Below are 22,236 nucleotides of genomic sequence, written 5' to 3'. Positions count from 1 at the left end.
GCATCGGCCTACGACTGGCCCATCGTGGCCTCCATCTTGTCGAGCACCTGCTGCACCGAGAAGCTGGCGGCCTTCTGGCGGGGCGGGAACTCCACGAAGGTCTGCAGGAACTGGCCCACGTAGGTCTGGGCTGGCACCAGCAGGAAGATGTGATCGAACATCCAGTCCCAGTAGGTGTTGGAGGTGATGTCGGCCCGCTCGTAGGGGTCGGTGAGCAGGTTGAAGATCTTCGGCACCCGCAGCTGGGTGAAGGGCTCGGCCCAGATCTGGCAGGTGCCCTGGGCGCGCTGCTCCATGAACACAAACTTCCAGTTGTCGTAGCGCAGGCCGGTGAGATCGCCGTCGTCGGAGAAGTAGAAGAATTCGCGCCGCGGGCTGGTGTCGCTCTGGCCGGTCCAGTAGTCGAGCATGTTGTAGCCGTCGAGGTGCACCTTGAAGGTCTTGGCACCCACCTGGTGGCCGGTTTTGAGCTTCTCCTTCACGTCGTCCTCACCGGCGGCCGCCACCAGCGTGGGCAGCCAGTCGAGGTGGCTGACGATGCCCTTGAAAGTGGTGCCCGGCGCAATCCGGCCGGGCCAGCGCACCAGGGCCGGCACCCGGTAGGCCCCTTCCCAGTTGCTGTTCTTCTCGCTGCGGAAGGGGGTCATGCCGGCATCGGGCCAGCTGTTCATGTGCGGCCCGTTGTCGGTGCTGTACATCACGATCGTGTCGTCGGTGACGCCCAGCTCATCGAGCAGATCCAGCATCTCGCCGATGCACTCGTCGTGATAGATCATCACGTCGTGGTATTCCGACTGCCAGCGCCCGCTGCGGCCCACGTCCTGGGGCCTGGCGTAGGTGCGGAAGTGCATGTGGGTGGTGTTGAACCACACGAAGAAGGGCTCACCGGAGGCCACCGCATCGCGGATGAAGCGCTTGGCTTCGGCCATGAACTCATCGTCGGCGGTTTCCATCCGCTGGCGGGTGAGCGGGCCGGTGTTCTCGATCCGCTGGGTGCCATCGCCGTTGGCCCAGCAATGGAGCACGCCGCGGGGGGCGAAGCGCTTGCGGAAGTTGGGAAACTCCGGGTCATCTTCCTTCGGGTAGTCGCGCAGCTCGGGCTCTTCTTCCGCGTTGAGGTGGTAGAGGTTGCCGAGGAACTCGTCGAACCCGTGCATGGTGGGCAGGTGTTCGTCGCGGTCACCGAAGTGGTTCTTGCCGAACTGGCCGGTGCGGTAGCCGAGGGGTTTGAGCAGGTCGGCGATGGTGGGATCTTCGGCCTGGTAGCCCGCCTCTGCCCCTGGCAGCCCCACCTTGCTCAGGCCGGTGCGGTACACGCTCTGGCCGCTGATGAAGGCGGCGCGGCCGGCGGTGCAGCTCTGTTCGGCGTAGTAGTGGATGAACTTGCCGCCCTCCTTGGCCACCCGGTCGATGTTGGGGGTTTCGTAGCCCATCAGGCCATGGCTGTAGCAGCTCAGGTTGCTCTGGCCGATGTCATCGCCCCAGAGGATGAGGATGTTGGGCTTGCCTTTGGGCATTGGGAGACCCGGAACGGGAGCAAAGCAACCTCCAGGCTGAATGGCCGTGGGGCGGAATGGCAACCATGGCGCCATGGTTGCGGGGATTTCGCAATGGCCTGTTCTGCAAACTTCAGAGCCCGTGGCGTCAGTGCGGCTGGAGGGTGCGGCGCTGCCAGCGCAGCACCGGCAGCGACACCAGCACCGTGACCAGCACGTAGACGATGATGCCGAGCTTCACCGCGGGCATCTCGGGGGCATAGGTGGTGGCCAGCAGCAGGGCCAGCCCCGGGTTGCGCATCGAGGTGACCAGCGCCACGGTGACGCGCTGGCCGCTCTGGGTGCCCTCACCGCCGGCCAGCCCGTAGCCGAGCATCAGGCTGACCAGCACCAGCAGCACCATCACGCCGATGGCCCCCAGGTTGGCGCTGGAGAACTGGAGCAGCAGCGGTGCCGTGCGCACGAGCACCGCCAGCACCAGCAGCACCAGCAGGCCATTGGCGAGCCGATCGAGCACCCGCCGCAGCCCCTGCCTGCGCTCGCTCAGCAGGTGGCCGAGCGCCAGGCCCAGCAGCAGCGGCAGCAGCTGCACCTGGCCCACCTGCAGCGCCACCTGGCGTGGAAGCAGGAGATCCCAGCCCTGCACGGCGAAGACCGGCCCGCTCAGGTCGGCCAGCAGGGGCAGCGTCACGATCGCCAGCACGGCGGCGCACACCTGGAGTAGGGCGGCCAGGGAGGCATCGCCGCCGCTTTTCCCCGCCTTGCGCAGGATCAGGGGGGCGCTGGGGCAGGCGGCCATCAGGGCGATGGCATGGCGCGCCTCGATGGAGAGGGCCTGGGCAGGGGGCAGGCTGAGCAGGAGCCAGCCCACCAGGGGCACCAGCAGGCAGGTGGCGAGCTGGGCCCGCAGGATCAGGGGCCAGTGGCGGCGCCAGTGCTGAAAGGCCTGCAGCGGCAGGTTCACGCCCAGGGCCAGCATCACGGTGAAGAGCGTGAGTGGCACCAGCAGGGCCACGGTGGTTTGGGCTGTCAAAGCACCAGTGCGGAGGAACGAATGGCCATCGATCGGGGTGCGTCTTAAGTTGCCTGCGGCTTCCGATCTTGCGGGGCCATCCTGCACGCTGATGGGCCCCGCTCCCCAGGCCCTGGCTGCGCAACTGGCGCAGCACTATGCCGTGCTGGACTTCGGGCCCCGGCCGGGATTCGAGGCCGATTTCCTGCATCGCACCACCACCTGTGCGGTGGGTGATCTTCGGTTCAATCAACTTCATCTTCGGCGGCAGCATCGAATACGAAACCGGCGGGCTGAAGCTGGCGCTCAACGCCAGCTGTCCGCTGTTCTTCACGCCCGGCCAGGAGTATCGGTACACCGCCGCTGCCATCGCCGGGCTGGGGGTGTCCGAGCGACGCTTCACCCAGGAGCTGTCGTTCGCCAGGGTGGTGCGCCGCGCAGACCAGCGCCGGCAACGCCTGCTTGAGATCCTGCACGGAGCGATTCGCTTTCTCGATCATCCGGAACAGGAGACCGATGGCGCGCTGCAGGTGCTGCTGTGTTCGGGGCTGGAGCAGCAACCGGCCCGCACACCTGAGCAGAACGGTGGCCGGCAGCGGATCTTCGAGGAGCTGCTGGAGTGGATTCGCGCCCATCTGCACACCCCGATCAACCTCACCCAGCTGGAGCGGCGCAGTGGTTATTCACGCCGCAGCCTGCAACTGGTGTTCCGGCAGCGCTTCGGCTGCGGCCCGATTCAGTGGATTCGCCAGCCGCTACGGGCTGGCGCCATCCATGCTGCTGCGTGAGGGTCGCCGGCAGTAACCGGTCCCGATCTCGTGCAGCTGCAACGCCAGAGCGTGGGGTTGGTCTTCGTTGTGCTCCAGCGTCAGTGTCAGGTTGAGCGGAACTGCTGCGAATCAACGCTGGCGGCAGCACCGCTGGCCTGCAGGGGCTGGTCGGCGAGGGTGCCGCTGAGGTCGGCGTCCTGGAAGTCGGCGCCGGCGAGGCGGGCGCCGCGCAGATCGGCCTGGCATAGACGGGCCCGCGCGAACCGGGCGCTGGTGAGATCCGCCCCTGAGAGATCGGCGCCGGTGAGATCGGCGTCGCTGAAATCGGCGCCCTGCAGATCCACGCCGTGCAGGTCGGCATGGCGGAGCACCGTGCCGGAGAAGTTGGCGCCGCGCCAGCGGCTGAAGGGAATGCGCAGGCCCTCGAGGTTGGTGCGCTGCAGATCGAAGCCGTCCTGCCAGAGCCCGGCGGCGGAGAGATCCTCGAGGGCGCGGATGCGGCCGAGGCTGTTGGAGGCGCCGGCCTGGCGCTGGGCGAGCAGGAGATCGAACATCTCGTGATGCTCGCGCTCCTTGCGTTTGCCCGCCTCGAAGATGTACACGAAGGCGGCGGCCACAAGGCTGAACGTCTCGACGTTGCCGATGCTGATGATGTCGAGATAGTCGCTGGTGAGGCAGTCGGGCTCGAGCCGGGAGGTATGGCAGTTCTCGAAGCGGTTTACCGCAGAGAGCAGCGCGAAGGAGCAGGCCGCAGCGATCAGCACCCGGAACCTGAAGGAGCGATCGAGCCGGCGAAAGAAGGGCGAGCTGCGGCGGCGCTGCTGGTTGTCGTACCAGGTGGTGGCTGGTTTCGTTCTCTTGGCGTGCAGGTGGCCGTCGGCGCTGCGTTGGAGCACGGCATCGGGGTTGGCGGCGAGGGTCATCAGACCTGCACAGCAGGTGATATCACGCTAGCGGCGGACGCAGAGAAGACTTTTCAGCGGTAGGCCGATTAGGTGATCGGGGTGCAGGCTGAGGCTGCGCCCCTTCAGGCGTTGGCGGCCAGCCAGGCGGTGAGATCGGCCGGACCCTGGAAATCGAGCAGGGCATCGGCCAGCGATTCGAGCTTCCCCAGCGGTAGCGCCTTGATCCGGGCGGTGGTGTCGGGGCTCAGGGGGCCGCAGAGGCGGCCGAGCTGGCGAAGGGCGACCTTGGCCTCGCCTTTGGCCTCGCCCTCAGCTTTGCCGAGGCCAAAGATCTGGCGGTAGGCCACGCTCTGGGTGAAATCGTCGGCGGTGATGCCGGCCATGGCAGCGATCTCCTCTACCGGGCGGTCATAAAATCTTGCAATCAGGATAGTGGGGATGAGGGTGAGCAGGTCGGCGGCCTCGTCTGGTGTTGGCAGGAGTGGGGCCTCACGGCGCAGGCCTTGCACCGCTGTGGGGATCTGCGCTTCCGGTTGTACCAGCAGCGCCAGCAGGCGTTGGAACAGGGGAATGGCTGGCTGAGCTGGCTGCTGGGGCCAGCGCTGCGGTTGCAGCTCCACCCAGTGCAGCCGCCGCTCGAGAAACTCGGCCACGGGCCCGGGATCACCGAAGTCGAGATGGCGCGACGGGGTGATCACCAGCACGCGCCAGGCCGTGATGGTCGGCTGCTGCTGGAGCAGGCGGGCCGTTTCCGCGTAGAGACGGCGGAGGAAACCGGGGTCGGGCGCCATCTGGGCTTCCAGGATCAGTGCCGGCAGATCGGGGCGGTTGGGCGGTGGGAGGAACAGGCCATCCAGGCGGTATTCGCGCTGTTTGAGAACAGGGGCCGAGAAGCTGTAGCCGCAGGCGTCAGCCGGCAGGCCATCGAGCAGCGTGAGGATGCGATCGGGGCGGTTCTGGAAGAGCCAGAAGAACAGCTTGTCTGAAAGCAACGGCTGCACCCCCCTCAGGCGTTGGCGGCCAGCCAGGCGGTGATGCCGGCCATGGCAGCGATCTCCTCTTCCGGGCGGCCATAAACCAGGGTAGTGGGGATGAGGGTGAGGTTTTGCAGCAGGGCTGGTTGCTGGGGCCCGCTGCGGTGCAGCGCCACCCGGTGGACCCGCGGCTGCACCGGGGGGTAGGGCTGTTTTTTGACCAACCGTGATCTGTACAGCCTGTACAGGTTGGGGAAATCGCCGTTTACACCGCCACGGGAAGCTGGGCCTTGAACGGCTCGGCCAGCAGCCTGGCGAGCCCTGCCGGGTTGCGGATGTCGATGCAGAGCAGTGTGGGGCCAATGAACTCCAGGGTGTAGCCATCGCCTTCCAGCACCAAATCGGGGATGCCCCGCAGCGTGGGGTGGCGGAACAGGATCGCTCCGGTGTCGGCATCCAGCAGCCGCTCCATGCCTTCCAGCTGGGTGCTCAGGTGTTGGGGCTGATCCATTGTTTGCTCAACTCTTGCGCAGGATCAGCAGGGAGGTGGTCGGTTCAGCAATGAAGGACTCGATGGTGGAGAAATACCTGAGAAGACACTGCTGGATCTCTGCTGTGCTCGTGTTGCCCACCAAGAGCCACACCACCTTGGGAGGAGCGCCACGCAGCAGGCTCAGGCTTTTGAAATCGTCATCTTTGGTGACGATCGTGAATCCTGCCTTGAGGGCGAACTCCCAGATCGTCTGATCGGAAGCACCTTTCAGCCCCACGACCCGGACGTGAGTGCTACCAGGAAATGTATCGGATAGTGCTGTAGGCAGCCTGGGGCTGAGATTTTCATCGAACAGCAAGCGTCCTGCCTTCACCTGATCAGGAAGCTGGGCGGCTCAGGCCACCGTAAGGCCACTGATCCGCTTTTCGCGCTCAGCCGCGTAGCGCAGTACGGCCTGGATGTGTTCGGTGCGCAGGTCGGGGAAATCGGCCAGGAGGTCGTCTTGGCTCATGCCACTGGCCAGATATTCGAGAACGTCGTAGACCGCGATCCGCGTTCCTGCCACGCATGCCTTGCCGCTGCGCACTCCTGGCGTGCAGGTGATCAGGGGGCTGGGCTGGCCGGTCATGTTCGGGAGCCAGGTAGGGGATCCGGTGGCCTTCCCAACGTTAGTGCCGCTGTTGCGATTGCCAAACCGCAACGCCCCTCACCCCGCCGGGCCGATCCTGTCCCCGCCGAAGTAGGGCACCAGCGCTGCGGGCAGCTGCACGGAGCCGTCGGACTGCTGGCCGTTTTCGAGCAGGGCGGCCATGGTGCGGCCCACGGCCAGGCCGGAGCCGTTGAGGGTGTGGGCGAGCTGGGTGCCCTTGGTGTCGGCGTCCTTGAAGCGGATGGCGGCGCGGCGGGCCTGGAAGTCGCCGCACACCGAGCAGCTGGAGATTTCGCGGTAGGCGCCGGCGCCGGGGAGCCACACCTCCAGATCAAAGGTGCGCGCGGCGGAGAAGCCCAGATCGCCGGTGCAGAGCTCGATGCGGCGGTAGGGCAGCTCGAGGGTTTCGAGGATGGCTTCGGCGTGGCGGGTGAGCTGCTCGTGGGCGGCGGCGGACTCCTCAGGCCGGGTGAACCAGTAGAGCTCCACCTTGTTGAACTGGTGCAGGCGGATCAGGCCGCGGGTGTCGCGGCCGTAGGAGCCGGCCTCGCGGCGGAAGCAGGGGGTGTAGGCGCAGTAGCGCAGGGGCAGCTGCTCGGCGGGGAGCACCTCGTCGCGGTGGAGGGAGGTGAGCGGCACCTCGGCGGTGGGGGTGAGCCAGAGGTCGTCGCCTGAGCAGCGGAAGCTCTCCTCGGCGAACTTGGGCAGCTGGCCGGAGGCGGTGAGGCTGGCGGTGTTCACCAGAATCGGCGGCAGCACCTCGGTGTAGCCGCGCCCCGTGTGCTGATCGAGCATGAAGCTGATCAGGGCGCGCTCGAGGCGGGCGCCGGCGCCGAGCAGGGTGATGAAGCGGCTCTGGGCGATGCGCACCGAACGCTCGGTTTCCCACAGGCCCAGCCGCTCGCCGATCTGCCAGTGCTCCTGGAGGCCGGCTTCGCTGCGGGGGCTGCCCCAGCGCTTCACCTCCACGTTCTCGGCCTCGCTGGCGCCCTCGGGCACCTCGGGGGCGGGCAGGTTTGGGAAGGTGAGCAGCTGCTCGCGCAGCTTCTCCTCCAGGATCTTCTCCTCCTCCTCCAGCACCGCCACCTGCTGCTTGATGCGGTTGCCCTGCTCGCGCAGCGCGGCCACCTCGGGGCCGGAGGGGCCGGCACCGCCGCGGATCAGTTCGCCCACCTGCTTGCCCACGCGGTTGCCCTCGGCCTGGAGCTCGCTGCGGCGCTGCTCGAGGTCGCGCTCCTGGCGGGCGATCAGCTGCAAACCAGTGAGGTCAACCTCGATGCCGCGGCGGGCGAGCTGAACCACGATCTGCTCGGGGTGTTGGCGCAGCAGGCGCTGATCGAGCACGGCGGGGCGGGAACGACGGCCCGCAGCGTAGGAGCCGGGCCCTGCGGGAGCCTGAGCTGAGAGGTTGGTGATGAACCCTTGCCGTTTGTGCTCCGGCCAGTCGTTGGCGGTAGCTTGAAACAATGGATAGAAGGCCTGGATACGCCATGACGCAACCACCCAAGGGCCCGGGGGCGCTGACCCTGCTGCTGAGGCTGACGATGCTGCGGTCCCGCCAACGGGGCGGCGGCAGCCTGGCGGAGCGGGGCTACGCGCTGGCGGTGGCGCTGATCGCCTCCTTTGTGCTGCTGCTGGGGGTGGCGGCGCTGGCCTCAAGGGGGCAATTGGGCTTCATTGGCCAGGCGTTCCAAACGCAGAACCGCCAGGCGAGAGATGTTGCTGAAGCAGGAATAGCTGAATTTGCATCAGTCTTAAACAAAGAAGCCAATCGATATATGCTTATTGCTGGCGATGATTCGAGTTCTGTTTGGAGCACGACTAACCCGAGTGTGGTTAATCCCTGCACTGGCTATAACAGCGATGGCAGCAAGATATCTGCAGGGCCCAGTACTCCAAGCTCGGTAGACATTTCACGATTGCGATCGGGATCTGTTGTGACTATTGATGCGAACAGGAGCTATGTGGTCGAGGAAGTCGAATTTCTTAAGGAAGACAGAACCCCTTACACGCCTTCAGACGTCTCTTATATTTCAACCGTTCAAGCTGGAGTCAATCGGCCACTGATCAGAGTCACCGTAGTTGGCCAATTTATTGGACCTGGAAATAGGAGCAGTACTTCGCGCATATCCAGAGAATTTGAAGTTGTTCCAAAATGTTGCAAACGATCCTTTGGAAGAAATACTATTGGGGGAGTGAACTGGGGCCGAGACAGCCGAGCCTGTGAGATTGCTATTGGTGACAATGACGGCGTCATTGTCGGGATGAATGGTGGCACTAATCCCAATAATGCATGTAAGGATGCTGATGCGGGAATATGCGGCAGCAAAAATCAAAAAGAAATCTATGATGAAAACTGCACGCTTAATGCTGATGGAACTTTAGGGAGTGGTTGCCAACAAGTTAATCAACTCTTGTGCTGGGAAGGAAGTTCATCAGCCCCTGATGCAGGTGCTCAAGATTGTGCCGATGGCAACGTGGCACTGGGGAATCCTGCCACCACCGGCATCAGTTTCGTGCCAGCGATCTTTGACTTTACCTTCCCCACTTATTCCAATCCTGCAGGAACACCTAGCCCGCAGTATCCCACAATTACGATTCCCAATAATGCAACCCGGCACATCACCTACTACAATAATGGCACGGATCCTGCTGGCATTAGAATCTGCGAAGTTAGTGGCTCAACATATACTAACTGTAGGCGTCTTGATGGTGTCGATCCGGCCACAGCAATAACTCCACCTCCGGATCCTTGCTACCAGGTTTCTGGCAGAGATTTGGACCTAACGGCTTCTCCCCCCAGGCCATATCATACATACAATTGCCAAGTTCAGAATATTGTCTTGAGCAATCCAGGCAGTACGCTGAGATTCGATACGACTGCTGCTCAGATCAATATGCTGATGTACAACACAGCCTATACAGGTCTTTATCTCGGGGGCGCAGGGTCCAGGGAGATATCACGTGTCCACTGCAGAACTGACCTCTCAGCCGTACCAAGTGGAACTGCCTCATGTGGAACCACCGTAACCTGGGACATCTTCAAAGAAGATTGTACTCTGACAGGCTGTGAAGGAATTGAATATGATGTTCGCAGGCTTTTAAATGTCTATGCCAATGGGACCGGTAGTTTTGATTTAAATGGTACGGCAGCAGGTGTCGCATTTAATCTCTACGCACCCTTCGCTAGCGTTGAGTTAAGAGGAGGCGGAGGCGCTGTTCCTAACTTTATGGGTCGACTTTGGGTCGATGAGCTATACATTAATGGTAATGCAAAAATCTTCACCTTTTCTTCTGGTGCTGATGGCGATGGGCCAGGTGGTGGAATCCCGTTGGTCGATTTTATTGCGCGTAGCTTTACTCAAGCTTCGGGCTTCTAGGGATTAGAGACTATGGAAACGCATAAGCTTGTGAATTCTTCTATACGAAACTCCCTGGATGTTATTTGCTCCAGGCAAGGTACGACTTGCTGCTCGGGCTTTACCCTACTTGAAGTGATTGTTTCAGCGGTGATTTTAGTTGTAGCCACTTTGGGTTCTATCACTGCATTCAATTTGGCTACGCGGTCGATCCGTGGAACAGGCCTGTTTGTAGAGCAAAACCGAGAGATTGATCGTGATATTTCTGAGATTAGCCGGCTGTCTGAGATTTACACAGCTTGTGTTCCTGGGAGCGGGTCGGGGTCAATTCCAGCAAATCCAAATACGGCCTGCACAGATACATTGTCCGGCCTAGTTGTTGCCCCCAACTCATCATTTTATTACTTCCCTGACCCCGCTAACGCTTCTGATGTTGCCGCTTTTGAAACATCCTGTGGGTCGTCTACGCCCACCAGTCACATAACTTTTGGCTTTAGGTCAGCGATTGATTCATTAGACCAACCAGGCGCAGGGATTACTAGACAAAATGCTACACGTGTGGATGGTTCCGATGCGGGAAATCATCTTGTAGAAATACTATGGGTTGATTCCTCCGACGGGGACGAGCTTCGGCGTATGCGTCTGTCTCCGCTCGTCACTGCATGGTGCCCTTAGCTATAAAGATATGAAAATGAAGCGAATTTCAGAACACTTTTCTGCTCATGCCAAGGGCTTTAGCTTGCCCGAGCTGCTCGTTATTGTTGTTATTCTTGGTGTCACGGCGGCGGTTGGAATTCCCGCATTCTTCTTTCTTGTACAACGAGCGAGAGTTCAGTCTGTCGCATTGGAGGTTGCTGGTGGCATTGAAAACGTAAGAAATGTAGCTGCTAATGTCGATTCGAATTCTAATAGTCGTGACATTGGCGGTTGTCGGCTTACATTCGTCCAAAGTTCAAGTCAGGCTGGTCAAGCTGTGGCATCTACAGATTGCACAAATACTACCTTGCCTGGAGGAGAAATTAGAATACCTGACATTCAGGGCGATTCTGTGGCTCTTTCGATTGAGCAAGGCACGTCTCCCATCTATTTCACTCCTAGAGGCCTGTGGACACAAACTGCAGGTAGCACTACGGCTGGCGGGACTCCGGGCGCTGGCTTCAAACTAAAAATTACTTTAAGTGGTGGGGGACCTTCGCGATGTGTTCGCATATCACCTGTGCTCGGATCTGTAGACATTGGCAGGCCATCTGGAGGCAATAGTGATTCTTGTAGCGACGCCTCGGCCGAATGGCAAACAATCTAGTATCTATATCAAGACCAACAAGAGCTTGACAGTTTTCTCTTCAAAACCATTGTTTGCATTATGAAACGTAAAACACTTAAATCCCATGGGCCTTGGGGAATCGGTTGCCAACATGGATTCACGCTCCCAGAGTTATTGGTGGCTGGAATTATTGCTGCACTATTGGCTGCTGGCACCGCCCAAGTGATGATTGGACAACTTCTTGAGGGCAGGCGCCTTGAAGCAACTCAGAGAGTGAGAGAGAATCTAAGTAGATTAAATTATCTCATTCAGATTGAGGCGTCGGAATCTGATGAAATTGAGCTAGGACAAACTGCGCCTGAATGCACGGCTTCTGGAACACAAGGTTTTACAATGTATGTACCAAAGCCCGCTGGTATTTATGCTTCTGATGAAAATCGCAGCGGAATCGAGTACTTTAATCGCAATGGCAATATTGAGAGATGTGGTCCTCGAGTGTTTCGTAATGGAGTTCTTGAGCATGCTGTGGGAAGTGATGGTGCGCTCCATGCAACTGGAGTTGTGCTGCGAAATGCGCAACTCGTTCTAGATCCGGCAGGTTGCACTCAGTCAACCAGCAGTCGTCAAGTTGTTTATCAGGTGAATTTCCCTGGTAGTAATTTTGGGGAGGAGTCTGGAGCGTGTGTGGTTGCACATGCTAAAAGTGTTTTTGTCTGCAATCCAGAAAATCCAAGCAACCCAGGGCTAATTGGAGATTGCGATTAGACTTGAGGCGATTAAGTCCTCGGTTTGCCCGTCAGGTGGACTGCAGGCATCAGAATGGAAATCAGAGCACCTGCACAACCTCATCAATCTCCGGAATCGCCTCGCGCAGCTTGCGCTCGATGCCCATCTTGAGTGTCATCGTGCTGCTCGGGCAGCTGCCGCAGGCGCCCTGCAGCCGCACCTTCACGATCGGCCCTTCGATCTCCACCACTTCCACATTGCCGCCGTCGGCCATCAGGTAAGGCCGCAGCTCATCCAGCGTGCGCTCCACGTTTTCGATCGTGAGGGCGCTGGGATCGGTGGTGGTGGCTTCGGTGCTCATGGCGGCTCGGCATCACGTGGAGCCCGATCATAGGAACCGCACCCCGCAGCTGACTCACTGCTCGGCAAGCCGGAAGAAGCTGTCGGGCGGATTGGGCCGGCCCTTGCCCCGCCAGCGGGCCACCAGCGCCCGCAACGCCTCCTGGTACTCCAGCCGCTGCTTGTAGCGGTAGCTCACATACCACAGCCCCGGCAGCACGCACAGGCACAGCAGCCCCGCCGTGATCAGGCCGTTCTCCAGCCGTGAGCCGCGATCGGGAAAGTCTTCAGCGCTGCCGATCGCCCAGGCCAGCGCCCGCGGTTCGTCGTCCATCAGCCGCAGCTGATGCACCGTGAATCCCATGTCGCCCTGGCGTGCCACCGCCGGCAGCCTGCGCAGCGGCCCGCGCAGCACCCGCCGGGAGATGCGCATGCGCTGCTTCAGGCGCTTCCGTGCAGCCTCCAGCGGGATCCGGGCGATCACCCGGTCGTGGTCATCCACCAGTGCATAGCTGCTGCGGCCCAGCCGCGAGCGCTCGAACAGCGCTGGGTTGTCGTCTTTCAGCGCACCCTTCTGCCGGGCCAGATCCTGCGCCGCGCCGAACAGCAGCAGTTCACCCTCGCTGCGTGAAATGAAGCGCTGCTCGATCGGTTTGGGATCCTGGCTGTCCATGGCGGCAGATCCCGTTTCCGGTGCACCAACCTTAGGTGGCAGTTTTGATTTCAGGCTCCTCCATCCTTAGGATCATCTGAGCCTCCGCCCCTGGCCTCACCGCTCAGATGCGGCCACGGTTCGGCCTTCACCGCCTTGCCACCCGCCGCATGACCGACGTTCCCGTTTCCCGCATCCGCAATTTCTGCATCATCGCCCATATCGACCACGGCAAATCCACCCTGGCCGATCGCCTGCTGCAGGACACCGGCACGGTGGCGGTGCGGGAGATGCAGGAGCAATTCCTCGACAACATGGAGCTGGAACGTGAGCGCGGCATCACCATCAAGCTCCAGGCCGCCCGCATGCACTACACCGCCGCCGATGGTGAGAGCTACGTGCTCAACCTCATCGATACCCCCGGCCATGTCGACTTCTCCTATGAGGTGAGCCGTTCGCTCCAGGCCTGCGAAGGCGCCCTGCTGGTGGTGGATGCCAGCCAGGGCGTGGAGGCGCAGACCCTCGCCAATGTGTATCTGGCCCTGGAGAACGATCTCGAGATCATCCCGGTGCTCAACAAGATCGACCTGCCCGGCGCCGATCCTGAGCGCATCAAAGAAGAGATCGAGGCGATCATCGGGCTCGATTGCTCCAAGGCGATCGCCTGCTCCGCCAAAACCGGCCTCGGCGTGCCCGAGATCCTGCAGGCGGTGGTGGATCGGGTGCCGGCGCCCGTGGATCGGATGGCCGAACCGCTGCAGGCGCTGATCTTTGATTCCTACTACGACCCCTACCGGGGCGTGATCGTGTATTTCCGCGTGATCAGCGGCCAGCTCAGCACCAAAGACAAGGTGCTGCTGATGGTGAGCGGCAAAACCTACGAACTCGATGAGATCGGCGTGATGGCGCCCGATCAGCAGCCCACAGCCAGCCTCCATGCCGGTGAGGTGGGCTATCTGGCGGCCTCGATCAAGGCCGTGGCCGATGCCCGCGTGGGTGACACCATCACCCTGGCCTCCAACCCGGCGGCCGCGCCGCTGCCCGGTTACACCGAGGCCAAGCCGATGGTGTTCTGCGGCCTGTTCCCCACCGACGCCGACCAGTACCCCGACCTGCGCGAGGCCCTCGGCAAGCTCCAGCTCAGCGATGCCGCCCTGCGCTACGAGCCGGAAACCAGCAGCGCCATGGGCTTCGGGTTTCGCTGCGGTTTTCTGGGGCTGCTGCACATGGAGATCGTGCAGGAGCGGCTGGAGCGCGAATACAACCTCGATCTGATCGTGACCGCGCCCTCCGTGGTGTATCGGGTGAACATGCTCGATGGCAGCACCCTGATGATCGACAACCCCGCCACCCTGCCGGATCCGCAGAAGCGCGAGTCGATCGAGGAGCCCTACGTGAAGCTGGAGATCTACAGCCCCAACATCTACAACGGCACCCTGATGGAGCTGTGCCAGGAGCGCCGCGGTGAGTTCATCGACATGAAATACATCACCACCGACCGCGTCACGCTCCACTACGAGCTGCCCCTGGCGGAGGTGGTAACCGACTTCTTCGATCAGATGAAGAGCCGCACCAAGGGCTACGCCTCGATGGAATACTCCCTGATCGGCTACCGCAAAAATGAGCTGGTGCGCCTCGATGTGCTGATCAACGCCGAGAAGGCCGATCCGCTCACCACCATCGTGCACCGCGACAAGGCCTATGCGGTGGGTAAATCGCTGGTGGAGAAGCTGAAGGAGCTGATCCCCCGCCAGCAGTTCAAGATCCCCATCCAGGCCTCGATCGGCAGCCGCATCATCGCCTCCGAGAGCATCAGCGCCATCCGCAAAGACGTGCTCGCCAAGTGCTACGGCGGCGACATCTCCCGCAAGAAGAAACTGCTCAAGAAACAGGCCAAGGGCAAAAAACGCATGAAGGCCATGGGCCGCGTGGAAGTGCCCCAGGAAGCCTTCATGGCGGTGCTCAAGCTGAACCAGTAGGTGACGGCCGTGGGTGACCGCTCGGGGGATTGGTATTCACAGGCCCTGCGGGATCTGGAGCAGGCCGAGGCCTCTATGGCGGCTGGTCGCCATGAATGGGCCTGTTTCGCCGCCCACCAGGCCACCGAGAAAGCCCTCAAGGCCCTCAACCTCGCTCTTGGCACCCAGGCCTGGGGCCACACCCTCACCCGACTGTGGGCGGACGTACCCGCCGATTGGCCGCCATCGCCGCCGCCCCCCGAGGGGCTGGAGGATCGTCTGCGGTTGCTCGACGGCTTCTACATCCCCACCCGCTATCCCGATAGCTACCCCGAGGGCACGCCCGGCGAACATTTCGGCAGACTGCAGAGCGAGCAGGCCCTCGCCCATGCCAGCGATGTCATCCACTGGATCGGTGCTGCGCTGGCCGAGCTCCGAGGCGGTGCTTGAGCAGGCCCGCGCCTGGGCCGAGCAGCAGGCCGCCGCCAACCCCGATCTCGAGGCGGTGGGGGTGTTCGGCTCCTACGGCCGCGGCGATGCCGGCGTGGGCAGCGACCTCGACCTGCTGCTGATCCTCAGCCACTGTCACCTGCCGGTGTGGGAGCGCCTGCGCCGGTGGGACACCACCCCCCTGCCCCTGGCCACCGACCTGCTCGTGTACAGCCGCGCCGAGTGGGACACGCTGCCCCAGTGGAATCCGAAGCTGGCCGAGGTGCTGGGGCGGGAGGTGCGGTGGTTGGTGGAGAAAGTTGCAGCCCCTGGTGCGATGAAGGGAGACATCGAGGTGGCGGCTGATTTCGATGAGCCCCTCGCCGAGCACTTTGATGCTCTGAGCTGACATGCCCGATGCTGCCTGGGCACAAGCAACTCATTCGTTTTGGCGCCAACTTGCGTGTGCTCTCTTGATAGCGCCGCCCTGTGAGCCAAAAAACACACCACTACCCTGGAAGCACTGCGGTAAGCACTGGGGGGAATGTCCGTGACGCTGGCACCGCCAAGCCCATCAGCAGCACTGCAGCCGCTGCAGCTGCCCTGGGACCTGCGGCTCAACGCCGATCAGTTCGAGCGCGTGTGCCAGGCCAATCCCGATGCCGTGCTGGAACTCTCCGCCGATGGCCAGCTGATCGCCATGACGCCCACCGGCAGTGAAACCGGCGCTCGCAACAGCGAGTTGCTGTTTCAGCTCACCACCTTTGCCAAGTCATCGGGTTGCTGGAGGGTGTTCGACAGTTCCGCCGGCTTCCGCCTTCCCGATGGCTCGGTGCTCAGCCCCGATGCCACCCTGGTGCGGCTGGAGCGCTGGCAGGCCCTCAGCCCTGAGCAGCGACGGGGTTTCGCGCCCCTCTGCCCGGATCTGGTGGCGGAACTGGCCAGCGCATCTGATGAGGGGCCGCGTGGCCTCAGCGCACTGCGCCGGAAGATGGACGCCTACCTGGCCAATGGCGCCCAGCTGGGCTGGTTGTTGCTGCCCGAGGAGCGGGCGGTGGAGATCTGGCGGGCCGGTGCCGGAGCGAACCCGGAGCGGCTCGACAGCGCAACCCGCCTCGATGGCGGTGAGTTGTTCAGCGGCCTGGTGCTGGATCTGGGCCCGATCTGGGACGTCTGAGCAGATCCATGGCGGCGGGGAGCCCCGGCCGTTGGTCCTTCAGCTTGCGCAGCAGGCGCTGATCGGCCGTGATCAAGGTGGCGTGGTCCCGCTCGGCCAGGGCCACATAGAGGCAGTCGGAAGCCGGGTGATCGAGTTCCCGGCACCAGTGGCTGGCCCGGGCCAGCAGCGTCGCGGCGGGAACCAACTGGTGAAAGGGTTCGGCGGCGCGGTGGGCCAGCACCTCGAACTGCTCGGGGGTGATCGCCCCCAGCCGCAGGCTTTTCCAGGCCGTGTTGAGCAGTTCCACCAGCACCAGATCCGGTGCCAGCAGCAGAGCGGCAGGCCCGGCATCCAGCAGCTGGGCGGCCTGCTCCGATCCCGGCACCGCGGCAAACCAGCCGAAGGCCACCGAGGCATCCACCACCCAGACGGCCGGTTCAGCGGCCATCGCGGTCGTCGCGGATCAGGGCCGCCACATCGAGGCTGCGGCCGGCGGGCGGTGTGGTGGCCCGCAGGCGCGCCAGGTCGACCCGAAGCGAGTCGCCGTCCTGAGCGGCGGCGGTGAGCAGATCGCGCAGGCTCTGCTCCAGGGAGACGCCACGGGCGCGGGCGCGGGCCCGCAGCGCGGCCACCACCTGGTCGTCCAGTTGGCGGATGAGCACCTGGGCCATGAGACCTCCGATTGATAGCGCCAATGATAGCGACGGGCTCGGGGCGTGGCGTCCGTGCCGGCGCCCAGGGTCGCAGCCCCTGGTGCGATGCGCGGCCAGATCGGCGATAGCCGATCATTTCGACGGTCTGCTAATTGAGCCAAGCGACGCAGTGTTTTTTCCGCCTGCATGCGCTTGCTAGCGTGATAGCACCGCCAGTCGGGGCAAAAACACACCTCTACCCTGAAGATCACCCGGGAAAGGCCGATGACGCTGGCGCCGCCAAGCTCGCCGCAGAGCTCGCCGCCGGGTGTGCAGCCGCTGCAGCTGCCGTGGGACCTGCGGCTCAACGCCGATCAGTTCGAGCGCGTGTGCCAGGCCAATCCCGATGCCTGCCTGGTGCCCACGTGGAGGCTGTTTTCGGTCCATCGTCATTCTGTACAGGCTGTACAGAATCAGAATCCGCTCAACCAGGGATGAACCAGCGGATTCAGGTGTTCCACCCACAGATGAAGGGGCTCCTACGCCACCCAGTTCTCGATGGCCAGACCGGGGTAGGCGGAGAAGTCTGCGGGGTTGTTGGTCACCAGCGTGACTCCCAGGGCAAGGGCATGGGCTGCGATCAGCTTGTCGAGCGCATCCCGCCGCCGTTCACGGGTCGCCCAGCGCACCAGGCCATAGGCACGGGCGGAAGCGGCGTCGAAGGCCGCCACCGGCACCTCCTGCAGGAAACGGTCCAGGGCCTGCCGATTGCTCGGCTCGTCCGCACCGGAGGCCACCACACCGAATTCCAGCTCCGCGGCGGTGATGGCCGAGATCCGCACCTCCCCGACGCGGCATCGGGCGAAGCGCTCGGCCACCTCCGGGGGCTGATGCTTCATCAGGTAGATGCAGATGTTGGTGTCGAGCAGGTAACGAGGCGTTGAACTCACAGAGTGGGCCTCTCCTGCTGGTCTTGCTCCCCACGGCCGCCTGCCAGGAAGGTGGGCGAGAAGCTGGCCAGAGCCTCCAGCGCCCCAGTGATCGGCCGGGCGGCTGGACGGATGCGGATCTCATCGCCAACGCGCTCGATCTCGAGTTCGAGGTTGTTGTACTCATAGGCGAGCTCTGCGGGAATGCGCACGGCCTGGGAGTGGCCGTTACGGAAGAGACGCGTCCTGGCCATGGGGCTGTGGATGTACGCGGATGTACACGCTACAGCAACTGGCGCGGGCCAAGAGCCGGTGTCGCTTGACACGCGCACCAGGGTCCAAAGCCGGCAGCCGCTGAGCAGGCAGGACGTGATCAGGCCCGCATCCACGTAGCCGATCCCTCGCCCCATCAACCTGTGCTGGTCGATGGTGTGCAGGATTTCCGCTTCGCTGGCCACGCTCTGCTGCTGCGAGCGCAGGTGCTCCACCGGAGGGAACATCAATTCCGGCATCAGCTGATGCGCGCCCCAGCGCCTTCATCCGGGAGGTCATCGATGCCTTTCTGGGGCTGCTGAACAGGGGCAGCAGCGGAAAAGATGCAAAAATGGAGGCGATGTCGCCGGATCAGCAGCGTTTTTGGCGGTTTTCGGGCGATTTTTTCGGGCTCCAGCGGGGAGCTTCTTCCTGTTCGGCCCCCGGGGCACGGGGAAGTCCACCTGGCTGCGGCAGCGGCTGGCCGATGCCCTCTGGCTTGATCTGCTGGATCCGGAGCTCCAGCGCCTCTACCAGGCCCGGCCCGAGCGCCTGAGTGAGCGCATCGCCGCCCAACCCTCAGGCCGCACCGTGGTGATTGACGAGGTGCAGAAGGCGCCGGCCCTGCTCGATGTGGTGCACGCCCTGGTGGAGCAGCGGCCGGAGCTGCGCTTCGTGCTCACCGGCTCCAGCGCCCGCAAGCTGCGCCGCGGCAGCTGGAACCTGCTGGCCGGGCGGTTGGTGGAGGCCTCCCTGCATCCGTTCATGGCCGCCGAACTGGGCGAGGCGTTTGATCTGCAGCGGGCCCTTGCTGTCGGGCTGGTGCCGCTGGTGGTGCAGGCGGCCGATCCGGCCCGCACCCTGGCGGCCTATGCCTCGCTCTACCTGCAGCAGGAGGTGCGTGCCGAGGCGTTGGTGCGCGATGTGGGTGCCTTTGCGCGCTTCCTGGAGGCGATCAGCTTCTCCCACGGCTCCCCGCTCAACCTGGCGGCCGTGGCGCGTGAGTGCAGCGTCAGCCGCAAGACGGTGGAGGGCTACCTCGAGATCCTGGAGGATCTGCTGCTGGCCTTTCGAGTGCCGGCGTTTCAGCGCCGGGCGCAGCGTCAGCTGGTGGCCCATCCCAAATTTTTCTACTTCGACGCCGGCGTGTATCGCTCGCTGCGGCCTGCTGGCCCGCTCGATGCGCCCGCCGAGATCGAGGGCATGGGCCTCGAGGGCCTGGTGGCCCAGCACCTGCGCGCCTGGATTGCCTACCGCGGCGGCACCGAAACGCTGTCGTACTGGCGCACCCGCGCCGGCCGAGAGGTGGATTTCGTGGTGTACGGCCCCGGCACATTCGTAGCCCTGGAGGTGAAGCGCAGTCGCCGCGTGCACCGCCGTGATCTGGCGGGCCTCAAGGCCTTTCGCGAGGATTATCCCGAGAGTGAGGCGGCTCTCCTGCATCTCGGCCCCGAACCGCTGCGCGTCGACGGCATCGACTGTCTGCCGCTGGCGTGCTTTCTGCGGGGGATGAGGCCCGGGACTGGGCTGCTTCAGTAGTGATAGCGCAACTGGGCAATCAGGAGGCCCTCGTCAGTCGGTTTGTAGACGATGCGGTGCTCGTCATCGATGCGCCGTGACCAGTATCCAGCCAGCGCATGGCGCAGCGGCTCCGGTTTGCCGATCCCGCTGAAAGGATCGCGGCGAATCTCCTCGATGAGCCTGTTGATGCGCTGCAGCAGCTTGCGGTCATGTCGCTGCCAATAGAGATCATCTTCCCAAGCCTGCTCGGAGAAGATCAGCTTCACGACATCTGGTGCTGAGCTGGGGCTGTGTTCATCATGAAGCGCCTGATGAAAGCTCGCGCTCCTTACCCCGGCCGGCCTCCAGGGCGGCGATGGATTGCAGGAGGCGCTGGGCGTTTGCAGGGCTGCGCAGGAGGTAGGCGGTTTCTTCCAGTGCCTTGAAATCCTCCAGCGACAGCATCACCACCGCTGGCTCCCCGCGGCGGGTGATCACCACCGGCTCGTGGTCGTCGCAGACGCGGCTCATGGTCCCGGCCAGGTTGGCCCGCGCCGCGGTGTAGGAGATGGCGTCCATGCCTATTTCGCCTGTACGCGCCACTGTACAGGTGTTGCGAATGGTTGCGGGTCTGCGGTGGGCCGTGGCAACGCTGACGTGGTCGTTGCCGAGGTGGGTGGATGCCTGGCTCTTTCATGTTGCGGAGGGCTGGTGCGGCCCGTCGTTCGTTGTCGCCAGGGCAGGAGGGATTCCTGCTGCCGATGTCGATGCTGGTGGCGCTGTTGTTGATGCTCAGCAGCCTGTTGTTGCTCACCCTGGCGTTGCAGAGCCGCTTGCAGGCGGCGGTGCAGCGCCAGCGCCGCCAGGCGGAAGATGAGCTGATGAGCGCCGCCCAGGTGCTGGCGGGGCGCTTGCAGCGCCAGTGCCCGGACTTGCTGGTGTTGCCCCATAGCGCCTGGCCCGACGCCCATCCCTGCCCTGGGATCGAGGCCGGCGAGGGCTACCGGCTGGTGGCCTATGCGCCCGGCGGCGGCTCCCAGCAGGCGAACCCCGACCAGGGCAGTGGCGAGCTGGTGCTGGAGCTCACGGGCCGCGATCCGGCGCCGCGGGCTGCCTTCGCGGTGCACTGGATCGCGGAGCCCCCGCAGCTGGTGGGCATCGAGGAGCGGGGTCTGCGGGGGGCGGACTCATGAACCTGGTGGAAGTGCTGGTGGCCGGCAGCATCGTGCTGGGCTCGCTCACCGGCTCGCTGGGGATCTGGGCCCGCACCGCCCACTCCAGTCACGACGCCGGCCAGCTGCTGAGCCAGCAGCGCCAGGCCGACGAACAGCTGCTGGCGGTGCAGGCGCGGCTGCAGGCCCTGGCGGCCGGGCGGCGCGATGGCTCCGTTGCGGTGCCCGATGACGGGTGTGTTGAGCACGGCGTTCAAAGCGGCGCCCAAAGCGATGCCGAGGGCGATCCGGAGGTTGCCCTCACCCTCACGGGCGACACCGCCGCCCAGACCCTCACCGCCACGGCGCGGATCGGCGACGACCACAGCCGCACGCGGGTGTTCGATCTGGCGGTGTATGGCCTCTGCGCTCCGGCGGGAGGTGACTCGTGAGCTGGCGCCGGGGTGAACGCGCGGGCGCCCGAACTGCCCACCGCGCCGCTGAGGGGTTCACCCTGCAAGAGCTGCTGGTGGCCGTGGTGGTGCTGGGGCTGCTGCTGGCGATCGGCGGCTGGATGGGCTGGGGCCTGTTGGCCACCCAGCGGGTGGAGGTGGCGGCCCGGGAGCTGGCCATGGTGATCGAGCGCGAGCGCGATCTGGCCCTCCGCCACGGCCGCAGCCGCAGCCTCTCGGTGGACGGCTCCGGCGGATTGCTGGAGGCGGCCGAGGTGGCGGGCGGCCGGTTGGAGATCAGCCACAACCTGCCGCTGGAGCTGCGCTTCACGGCCAACGGGCTGCTGATCGACGGCGGCACCGTGGTGGTGTCCAGTGCCGGCACCGAGCTGCGTCGCTGCCTGGTGATGGCGCTGCCGCTGGGGGTGCTGCGGCTGGGCCGCGATGAGGGCAGTGGTGGCGTGAGCGCCGCCAACTGCGTGCGCGACGAGAGGGCGTGATGACGCGGATGTGTTGCCGTGGGGCCCGGCAGGAAAACGGCTTCACGCTGGTGGAGCTGCTGGTGACGCTGGCGCTCTCGGGCCTGGTGAGCGCCATGGTGCTGCAGTTGCTGGTGGGCGACCTGCGCCAGGTGGGCCGCCTGGGCCGCTGGCTGCGGGAGCGGCAGGCGGGCGAGCGGGCCCTGGAGCTGGTGCGCGGCGAGCTGCAGCGGGCCGAGGCGGTGACGTTTCAGTCGGGCGAGGCGCCCTTGCCGGGCGGCTGCAGCCTGGCGGGACGGGCGTTTGTGCTGCAGCTCCAGGGCCGCAACCGCAGCGGCCAGAGCGTGGCGGTGCTGTTCAGCCGCGGCGCGGCGCCATCCTCGATCTGGCGCGGGGACGTGCTGATGCGCTGCGGCCCGGCCTACGGGCTCGACGGCGAATGGAGCGACGGCACCGCGGCGTCGCGGGTGCTGATCGACGCGCTGCCGGGAGAGGCCGGCTTCACGGTGACGCCCAGCCCTTCGGGGCTGCTCAGCCTGGAGCTCACGCGCCAGCTGGCCGACGGCCAGACCACCCGCCAGGAGCAGGTGGCGCTGGCGCCGCTGGAGCCGCCGCCCAGCGAGCCGCCGTAGAGTTGGACTTACGTTACGTAAGTC

At 64.0% G+C, this 22,236-nt stretch carries 31 protein-coding genes; 14 read left to right on the top strand and 17 right to left on the bottom strand.

Annotated elements, in window-relative coordinates; all coding sequences use genetic code 11:
- Window positions 1-8: 8 nt before the first annotated feature.
- Window positions 9-1,517, bottom strand: coding sequence for an arylsulfatase (locus tag KBY96_RS02170; protein ID WP_254977541.1), 1,509 nt, complete (start codon window positions 1,515-1,517; stop codon window positions 9-11).
- Window positions 1,518-1,644: 127 nt separating this feature from the next.
- Window positions 1,645-2,529 carry a bile acid:sodium symporter family protein gene (locus tag KBY96_RS02165; RefSeq protein WP_254977540.1) on the bottom strand — a complete coding sequence of 295 codons (885 nt, stop codon included), beginning with the start codon at window positions 2,527-2,529 and terminating at the stop codon, window positions 1,645-1,647.
- Window positions 2,530-2,741: 212 nt separating this feature from the next.
- Here KBY96_RS02165 and KBY96_RS02160 point away from each other — a divergent pair, with 212 nt between their 5' ends.
- The gene (locus KBY96_RS02160; protein WP_254977539.1) at window positions 2,742-3,296 is read left to right on the top strand and encodes an AraC family transcriptional regulator; all 555 of its coding nucleotides are present in this window, start codon (window positions 2,742-2,744) and stop codon (window positions 3,294-3,296) included.
- 86 nt (window positions 3,297-3,382) lie between these two features.
- On the opposite strand, the gene KBY96_RS02155 is transcribed toward KBY96_RS02160, so the two are convergent.
- The 7 genes from KBY96_RS02155 to serS form a co-directional block, all read right to left on the bottom strand.
- Entirely contained in the window at window positions 3,383-4,201 is an 819-nt protein-coding gene (locus KBY96_RS02155; RefSeq protein WP_254977538.1) for a pentapeptide repeat-containing protein, read from the bottom strand.
- A 104-nt stretch (window positions 4,202-4,305) separates the two neighbouring features.
- Window positions 4,306-5,175 (bottom strand): DUF2887 domain-containing protein, encoded by an 870-nt coding sequence (locus tag KBY96_RS02150; RefSeq protein WP_254977537.1) that lies wholly within the window; start codon window positions 5,173-5,175, stop codon window positions 4,306-4,308.
- Between the two features lie 14 nt (window positions 5,176-5,189).
- Window positions 5,190-5,381: a hypothetical protein gene (locus KBY96_RS02145; RefSeq protein WP_254977536.1), complete on the bottom strand. Its 192-nt coding sequence runs from the start codon at window positions 5,379-5,381 to the stop codon at window positions 5,190-5,192.
- Window positions 5,382-5,422: 41 nt separating this feature from the next.
- Window positions 5,423-5,668: a hypothetical protein gene (locus KBY96_RS02140; RefSeq protein ID WP_254977535.1), complete on the bottom strand. Its 246-nt coding sequence runs from the start codon at window positions 5,666-5,668 to the stop codon at window positions 5,423-5,425.
- A 7-nt stretch (window positions 5,669-5,675) separates the two neighbouring features.
- A complete protein-coding gene (locus tag KBY96_RS02135) occupies window positions 5,676-6,023 on the bottom strand; it encodes a DUF5615 family PIN-like protein (RefSeq protein WP_254977534.1) in 348 nt (115 codons plus the stop codon).
- Between the two features lie 21 nt (window positions 6,024-6,044).
- Entirely contained in the window at window positions 6,045-6,278 is a 234-nt protein-coding gene (locus KBY96_RS02130; RefSeq protein ID WP_254977533.1) for a DUF433 domain-containing protein, read from the bottom strand.
- A 78-nt stretch (window positions 6,279-6,356) separates the two neighbouring features.
- Window positions 6,357-7,643, bottom strand: coding sequence for a serine--tRNA ligase (serS, locus tag KBY96_RS02125; protein ID WP_254977532.1), 1,287 nt, complete (start codon window positions 7,641-7,643; stop codon window positions 6,357-6,359).
- 200 nt (window positions 7,644-7,843) lie between these two features.
- Here serS and KBY96_RS02120 point away from each other — a divergent pair, with 200 nt between their 5' ends.
- The 3 genes from KBY96_RS02120 to KBY96_RS02115 all read left to right on the top strand — a co-directional run bounded on the left by KBY96_RS02120 (window position 7,844) and on the right by KBY96_RS02115 (window position 11,687).
- Window positions 7,844-9,679 (top strand): hypothetical protein, encoded by a 1,836-nt coding sequence (locus KBY96_RS02120; RefSeq protein ID WP_254977531.1) that lies wholly within the window; start codon window positions 7,844-7,846, stop codon window positions 9,677-9,679.
- 12 nt (window positions 9,680-9,691) lie between these two features.
- Window positions 9,692-10,333, top strand: coding sequence for a prepilin-type N-terminal cleavage/methylation domain-containing protein (locus tag KBY96_RS16490; protein ID WP_396122217.1), 642 nt, complete (start codon window positions 9,692-9,694; stop codon window positions 10,331-10,333).
- A gap of 688 nt (window positions 10,334-11,021) precedes the next feature.
- Window positions 11,022-11,687, top strand: a complete 666-nt coding sequence (locus KBY96_RS02115) for a prepilin-type N-terminal cleavage/methylation domain-containing protein (protein WP_254977530.1) — start codon at window positions 11,022-11,024, stop codon at window positions 11,685-11,687.
- A 61-nt stretch (window positions 11,688-11,748) separates the two neighbouring features.
- Here KBY96_RS02115 and KBY96_RS02110 read toward each other — a convergent pair whose 3' ends face one another.
- Together KBY96_RS02110 and KBY96_RS02105 are read right to left on the bottom strand one after the other, a co-directional pair.
- The gene (locus tag KBY96_RS02110; protein ID WP_254977529.1) at window positions 11,749-12,009 is read right to left on the bottom strand and encodes a NifU family protein; all 261 of its coding nucleotides are present in this window, start codon (window positions 12,007-12,009) and stop codon (window positions 11,749-11,751) included.
- A gap of 54 nt (window positions 12,010-12,063) precedes the next feature.
- On the bottom strand, window positions 12,064-12,660 hold the full coding sequence (locus tag KBY96_RS02105) for a hypothetical protein (RefSeq protein WP_254977528.1): 597 nt from the start codon (window positions 12,658-12,660) through the stop codon (window positions 12,064-12,066).
- A 149-nt stretch (window positions 12,661-12,809) separates the two neighbouring features.
- Here KBY96_RS02105 and lepA point away from each other — a divergent pair, with 149 nt between their 5' ends.
- From lepA to KBY96_RS02085, 4 genes are all read left to right on the top strand, one after another.
- Window positions 12,810-14,618 carry a translation elongation factor 4 gene (gene lepA, locus KBY96_RS02100; protein WP_254977527.1) on the top strand — a complete coding sequence of 603 codons (1,809 nt, stop codon included), beginning with the start codon at window positions 12,810-12,812 and terminating at the stop codon, window positions 14,616-14,618.
- Window positions 14,619-14,627: 9 nt separating this feature from the next.
- Entirely contained in the window at window positions 14,628-15,047 is a 420-nt protein-coding gene (locus KBY96_RS02095; RefSeq protein WP_254977526.1) for a HEPN domain-containing protein, read from the top strand.
- On the top strand, window positions 14,995-15,435 hold the full coding sequence (locus tag KBY96_RS02090) for a nucleotidyltransferase domain-containing protein (RefSeq protein ID WP_254977525.1): 441 nt from the start codon (window positions 14,995-14,997) through the stop codon (window positions 15,433-15,435). Before KBY96_RS02095 ends, KBY96_RS02090 begins: the two co-directional genes overlap by 53 nt.
- A 141-nt stretch (window positions 15,436-15,576) precedes the next feature.
- The gene (locus KBY96_RS02085; RefSeq protein WP_254977654.1) at window positions 15,577-16,203 is read left to right on the top strand and encodes a Uma2 family endonuclease; all 627 of its coding nucleotides are present in this window, start codon (window positions 15,577-15,579) and stop codon (window positions 16,201-16,203) included.
- Here the strand turns inward: KBY96_RS02085 and KBY96_RS02080 are convergent.
- Window positions 16,160-16,633, bottom strand: a complete 474-nt coding sequence (locus KBY96_RS02080) for a type II toxin-antitoxin system VapC family toxin (protein ID WP_254977524.1) — start codon at window positions 16,631-16,633, stop codon at window positions 16,160-16,162. The genes KBY96_RS02085 and KBY96_RS02080 overlap by 44 nt on opposite strands.
- Complete coding sequence (locus tag KBY96_RS02075) at window positions 16,623-16,856, bottom strand: FitA-like ribbon-helix-helix domain-containing protein (protein ID WP_254977523.1); 234 nt, start codon at window positions 16,854-16,856, stop codon at window positions 16,623-16,625. Before KBY96_RS02075 ends, KBY96_RS02080 begins: the two co-directional genes overlap by 11 nt.
- A gap of 246 nt (window positions 16,857-17,102) precedes the next feature.
- Here KBY96_RS02075 and KBY96_RS02070 point away from each other — a divergent pair, with 246 nt between their 5' ends.
- Window positions 17,103-17,315: a hypothetical protein gene (locus tag KBY96_RS02070; RefSeq protein ID WP_254977522.1), complete on the top strand. Its 213-nt coding sequence runs from the start codon at window positions 17,103-17,105 to the stop codon at window positions 17,313-17,315.
- 41 nt (window positions 17,316-17,356) lie between these two features.
- Here the strand turns inward: KBY96_RS02070 and KBY96_RS02065 are convergent, their stop codons facing one another.
- Window positions 17,357-17,767, bottom strand: coding sequence for a type II toxin-antitoxin system VapC family toxin (locus KBY96_RS02065; RefSeq protein WP_254977521.1), 411 nt, complete (start codon window positions 17,765-17,767; stop codon window positions 17,357-17,359).
- The gene (vapB, locus tag KBY96_RS02060) at window positions 17,764-18,246 is read right to left on the bottom strand and encodes a type II toxin-antitoxin system VapB family antitoxin (RefSeq protein WP_254977520.1); all 483 of its coding nucleotides are present in this window, start codon (window positions 18,244-18,246) and stop codon (window positions 17,764-17,766) included. The genes KBY96_RS02065 and vapB overlap by 4 nt, the downstream gene beginning before the upstream one ends.
- 136 nt (window positions 18,247-18,382) lie before the next feature.
- Between vapB and KBY96_RS02055 the strand changes: the two genes are divergently transcribed.
- A complete protein-coding gene (locus tag KBY96_RS02055; protein WP_254977519.1) occupies window positions 18,383-19,537 on the top strand; it encodes an ATP-binding protein in 1,155 nt (384 codons plus the stop codon).
- Here the strand turns inward: KBY96_RS02055 and KBY96_RS02050 are convergent.
- Entirely contained in the window at window positions 19,531-19,785 is a 255-nt protein-coding gene (locus KBY96_RS02050) for a Txe/YoeB family addiction module toxin (RefSeq protein WP_254977518.1), read from the bottom strand. The genes KBY96_RS02055 and KBY96_RS02050 overlap by 7 nt on opposite strands.
- Before the next feature lie 31 nt (window positions 19,786-19,816).
- Complete coding sequence (locus KBY96_RS02045; RefSeq protein ID WP_254977517.1) at window positions 19,817-20,077, bottom strand: type II toxin-antitoxin system Phd/YefM family antitoxin; 261 nt, start codon at window positions 20,075-20,077, stop codon at window positions 19,817-19,819.
- 149 nt (window positions 20,078-20,226) lie between these two features.
- On the opposite strand from KBY96_RS02045, the gene KBY96_RS02040 reads away from it, so the two are divergent.
- From KBY96_RS02040 to KBY96_RS02025, 4 genes are read left to right on the top strand one after another with little or no spacing between them, the layout of a single operon-like run.
- On the top strand, window positions 20,227-20,691 hold the full coding sequence (locus tag KBY96_RS02040; RefSeq protein ID WP_254977516.1) for a hypothetical protein: 465 nt from the start codon (window positions 20,227-20,229) through the stop codon (window positions 20,689-20,691).
- Window positions 20,688-21,101, top strand: coding sequence for a hypothetical protein (locus tag KBY96_RS02035; protein WP_254977515.1), 414 nt, complete (start codon window positions 20,688-20,690; stop codon window positions 21,099-21,101). The genes KBY96_RS02040 and KBY96_RS02035 overlap by 4 nt, the downstream gene beginning before the upstream one ends.
- Window positions 21,098-21,601 (top strand): prepilin-type N-terminal cleavage/methylation domain-containing protein, encoded by a 504-nt coding sequence (locus tag KBY96_RS02030; protein WP_254977514.1) that lies wholly within the window; start codon window positions 21,098-21,100, stop codon window positions 21,599-21,601. Before KBY96_RS02035 ends, KBY96_RS02030 begins: the two co-directional genes overlap by 4 nt.
- Complete coding sequence (locus tag KBY96_RS02025; RefSeq protein ID WP_254977513.1) at window positions 21,601-22,212, top strand: type II secretion system protein J; 612 nt, start codon at window positions 21,601-21,603, stop codon at window positions 22,210-22,212. The genes KBY96_RS02030 and KBY96_RS02025 overlap by 1 nt, the downstream gene beginning before the upstream one ends.
- The last annotated feature ends 24 nt before the right edge of the window (window positions 22,213-22,236 follow it).

The organism is Cyanobium sp. ATX 6A2 (assembly GCF_024346355.1).
Taxonomy (GTDB): domain Bacteria; phylum Cyanobacteriota; class Cyanobacteriia; order PCC-6307; family Cyanobiaceae; genus NIES-981.
This window is presented reverse-complemented; position numbering and strand designations above follow the sequence as displayed.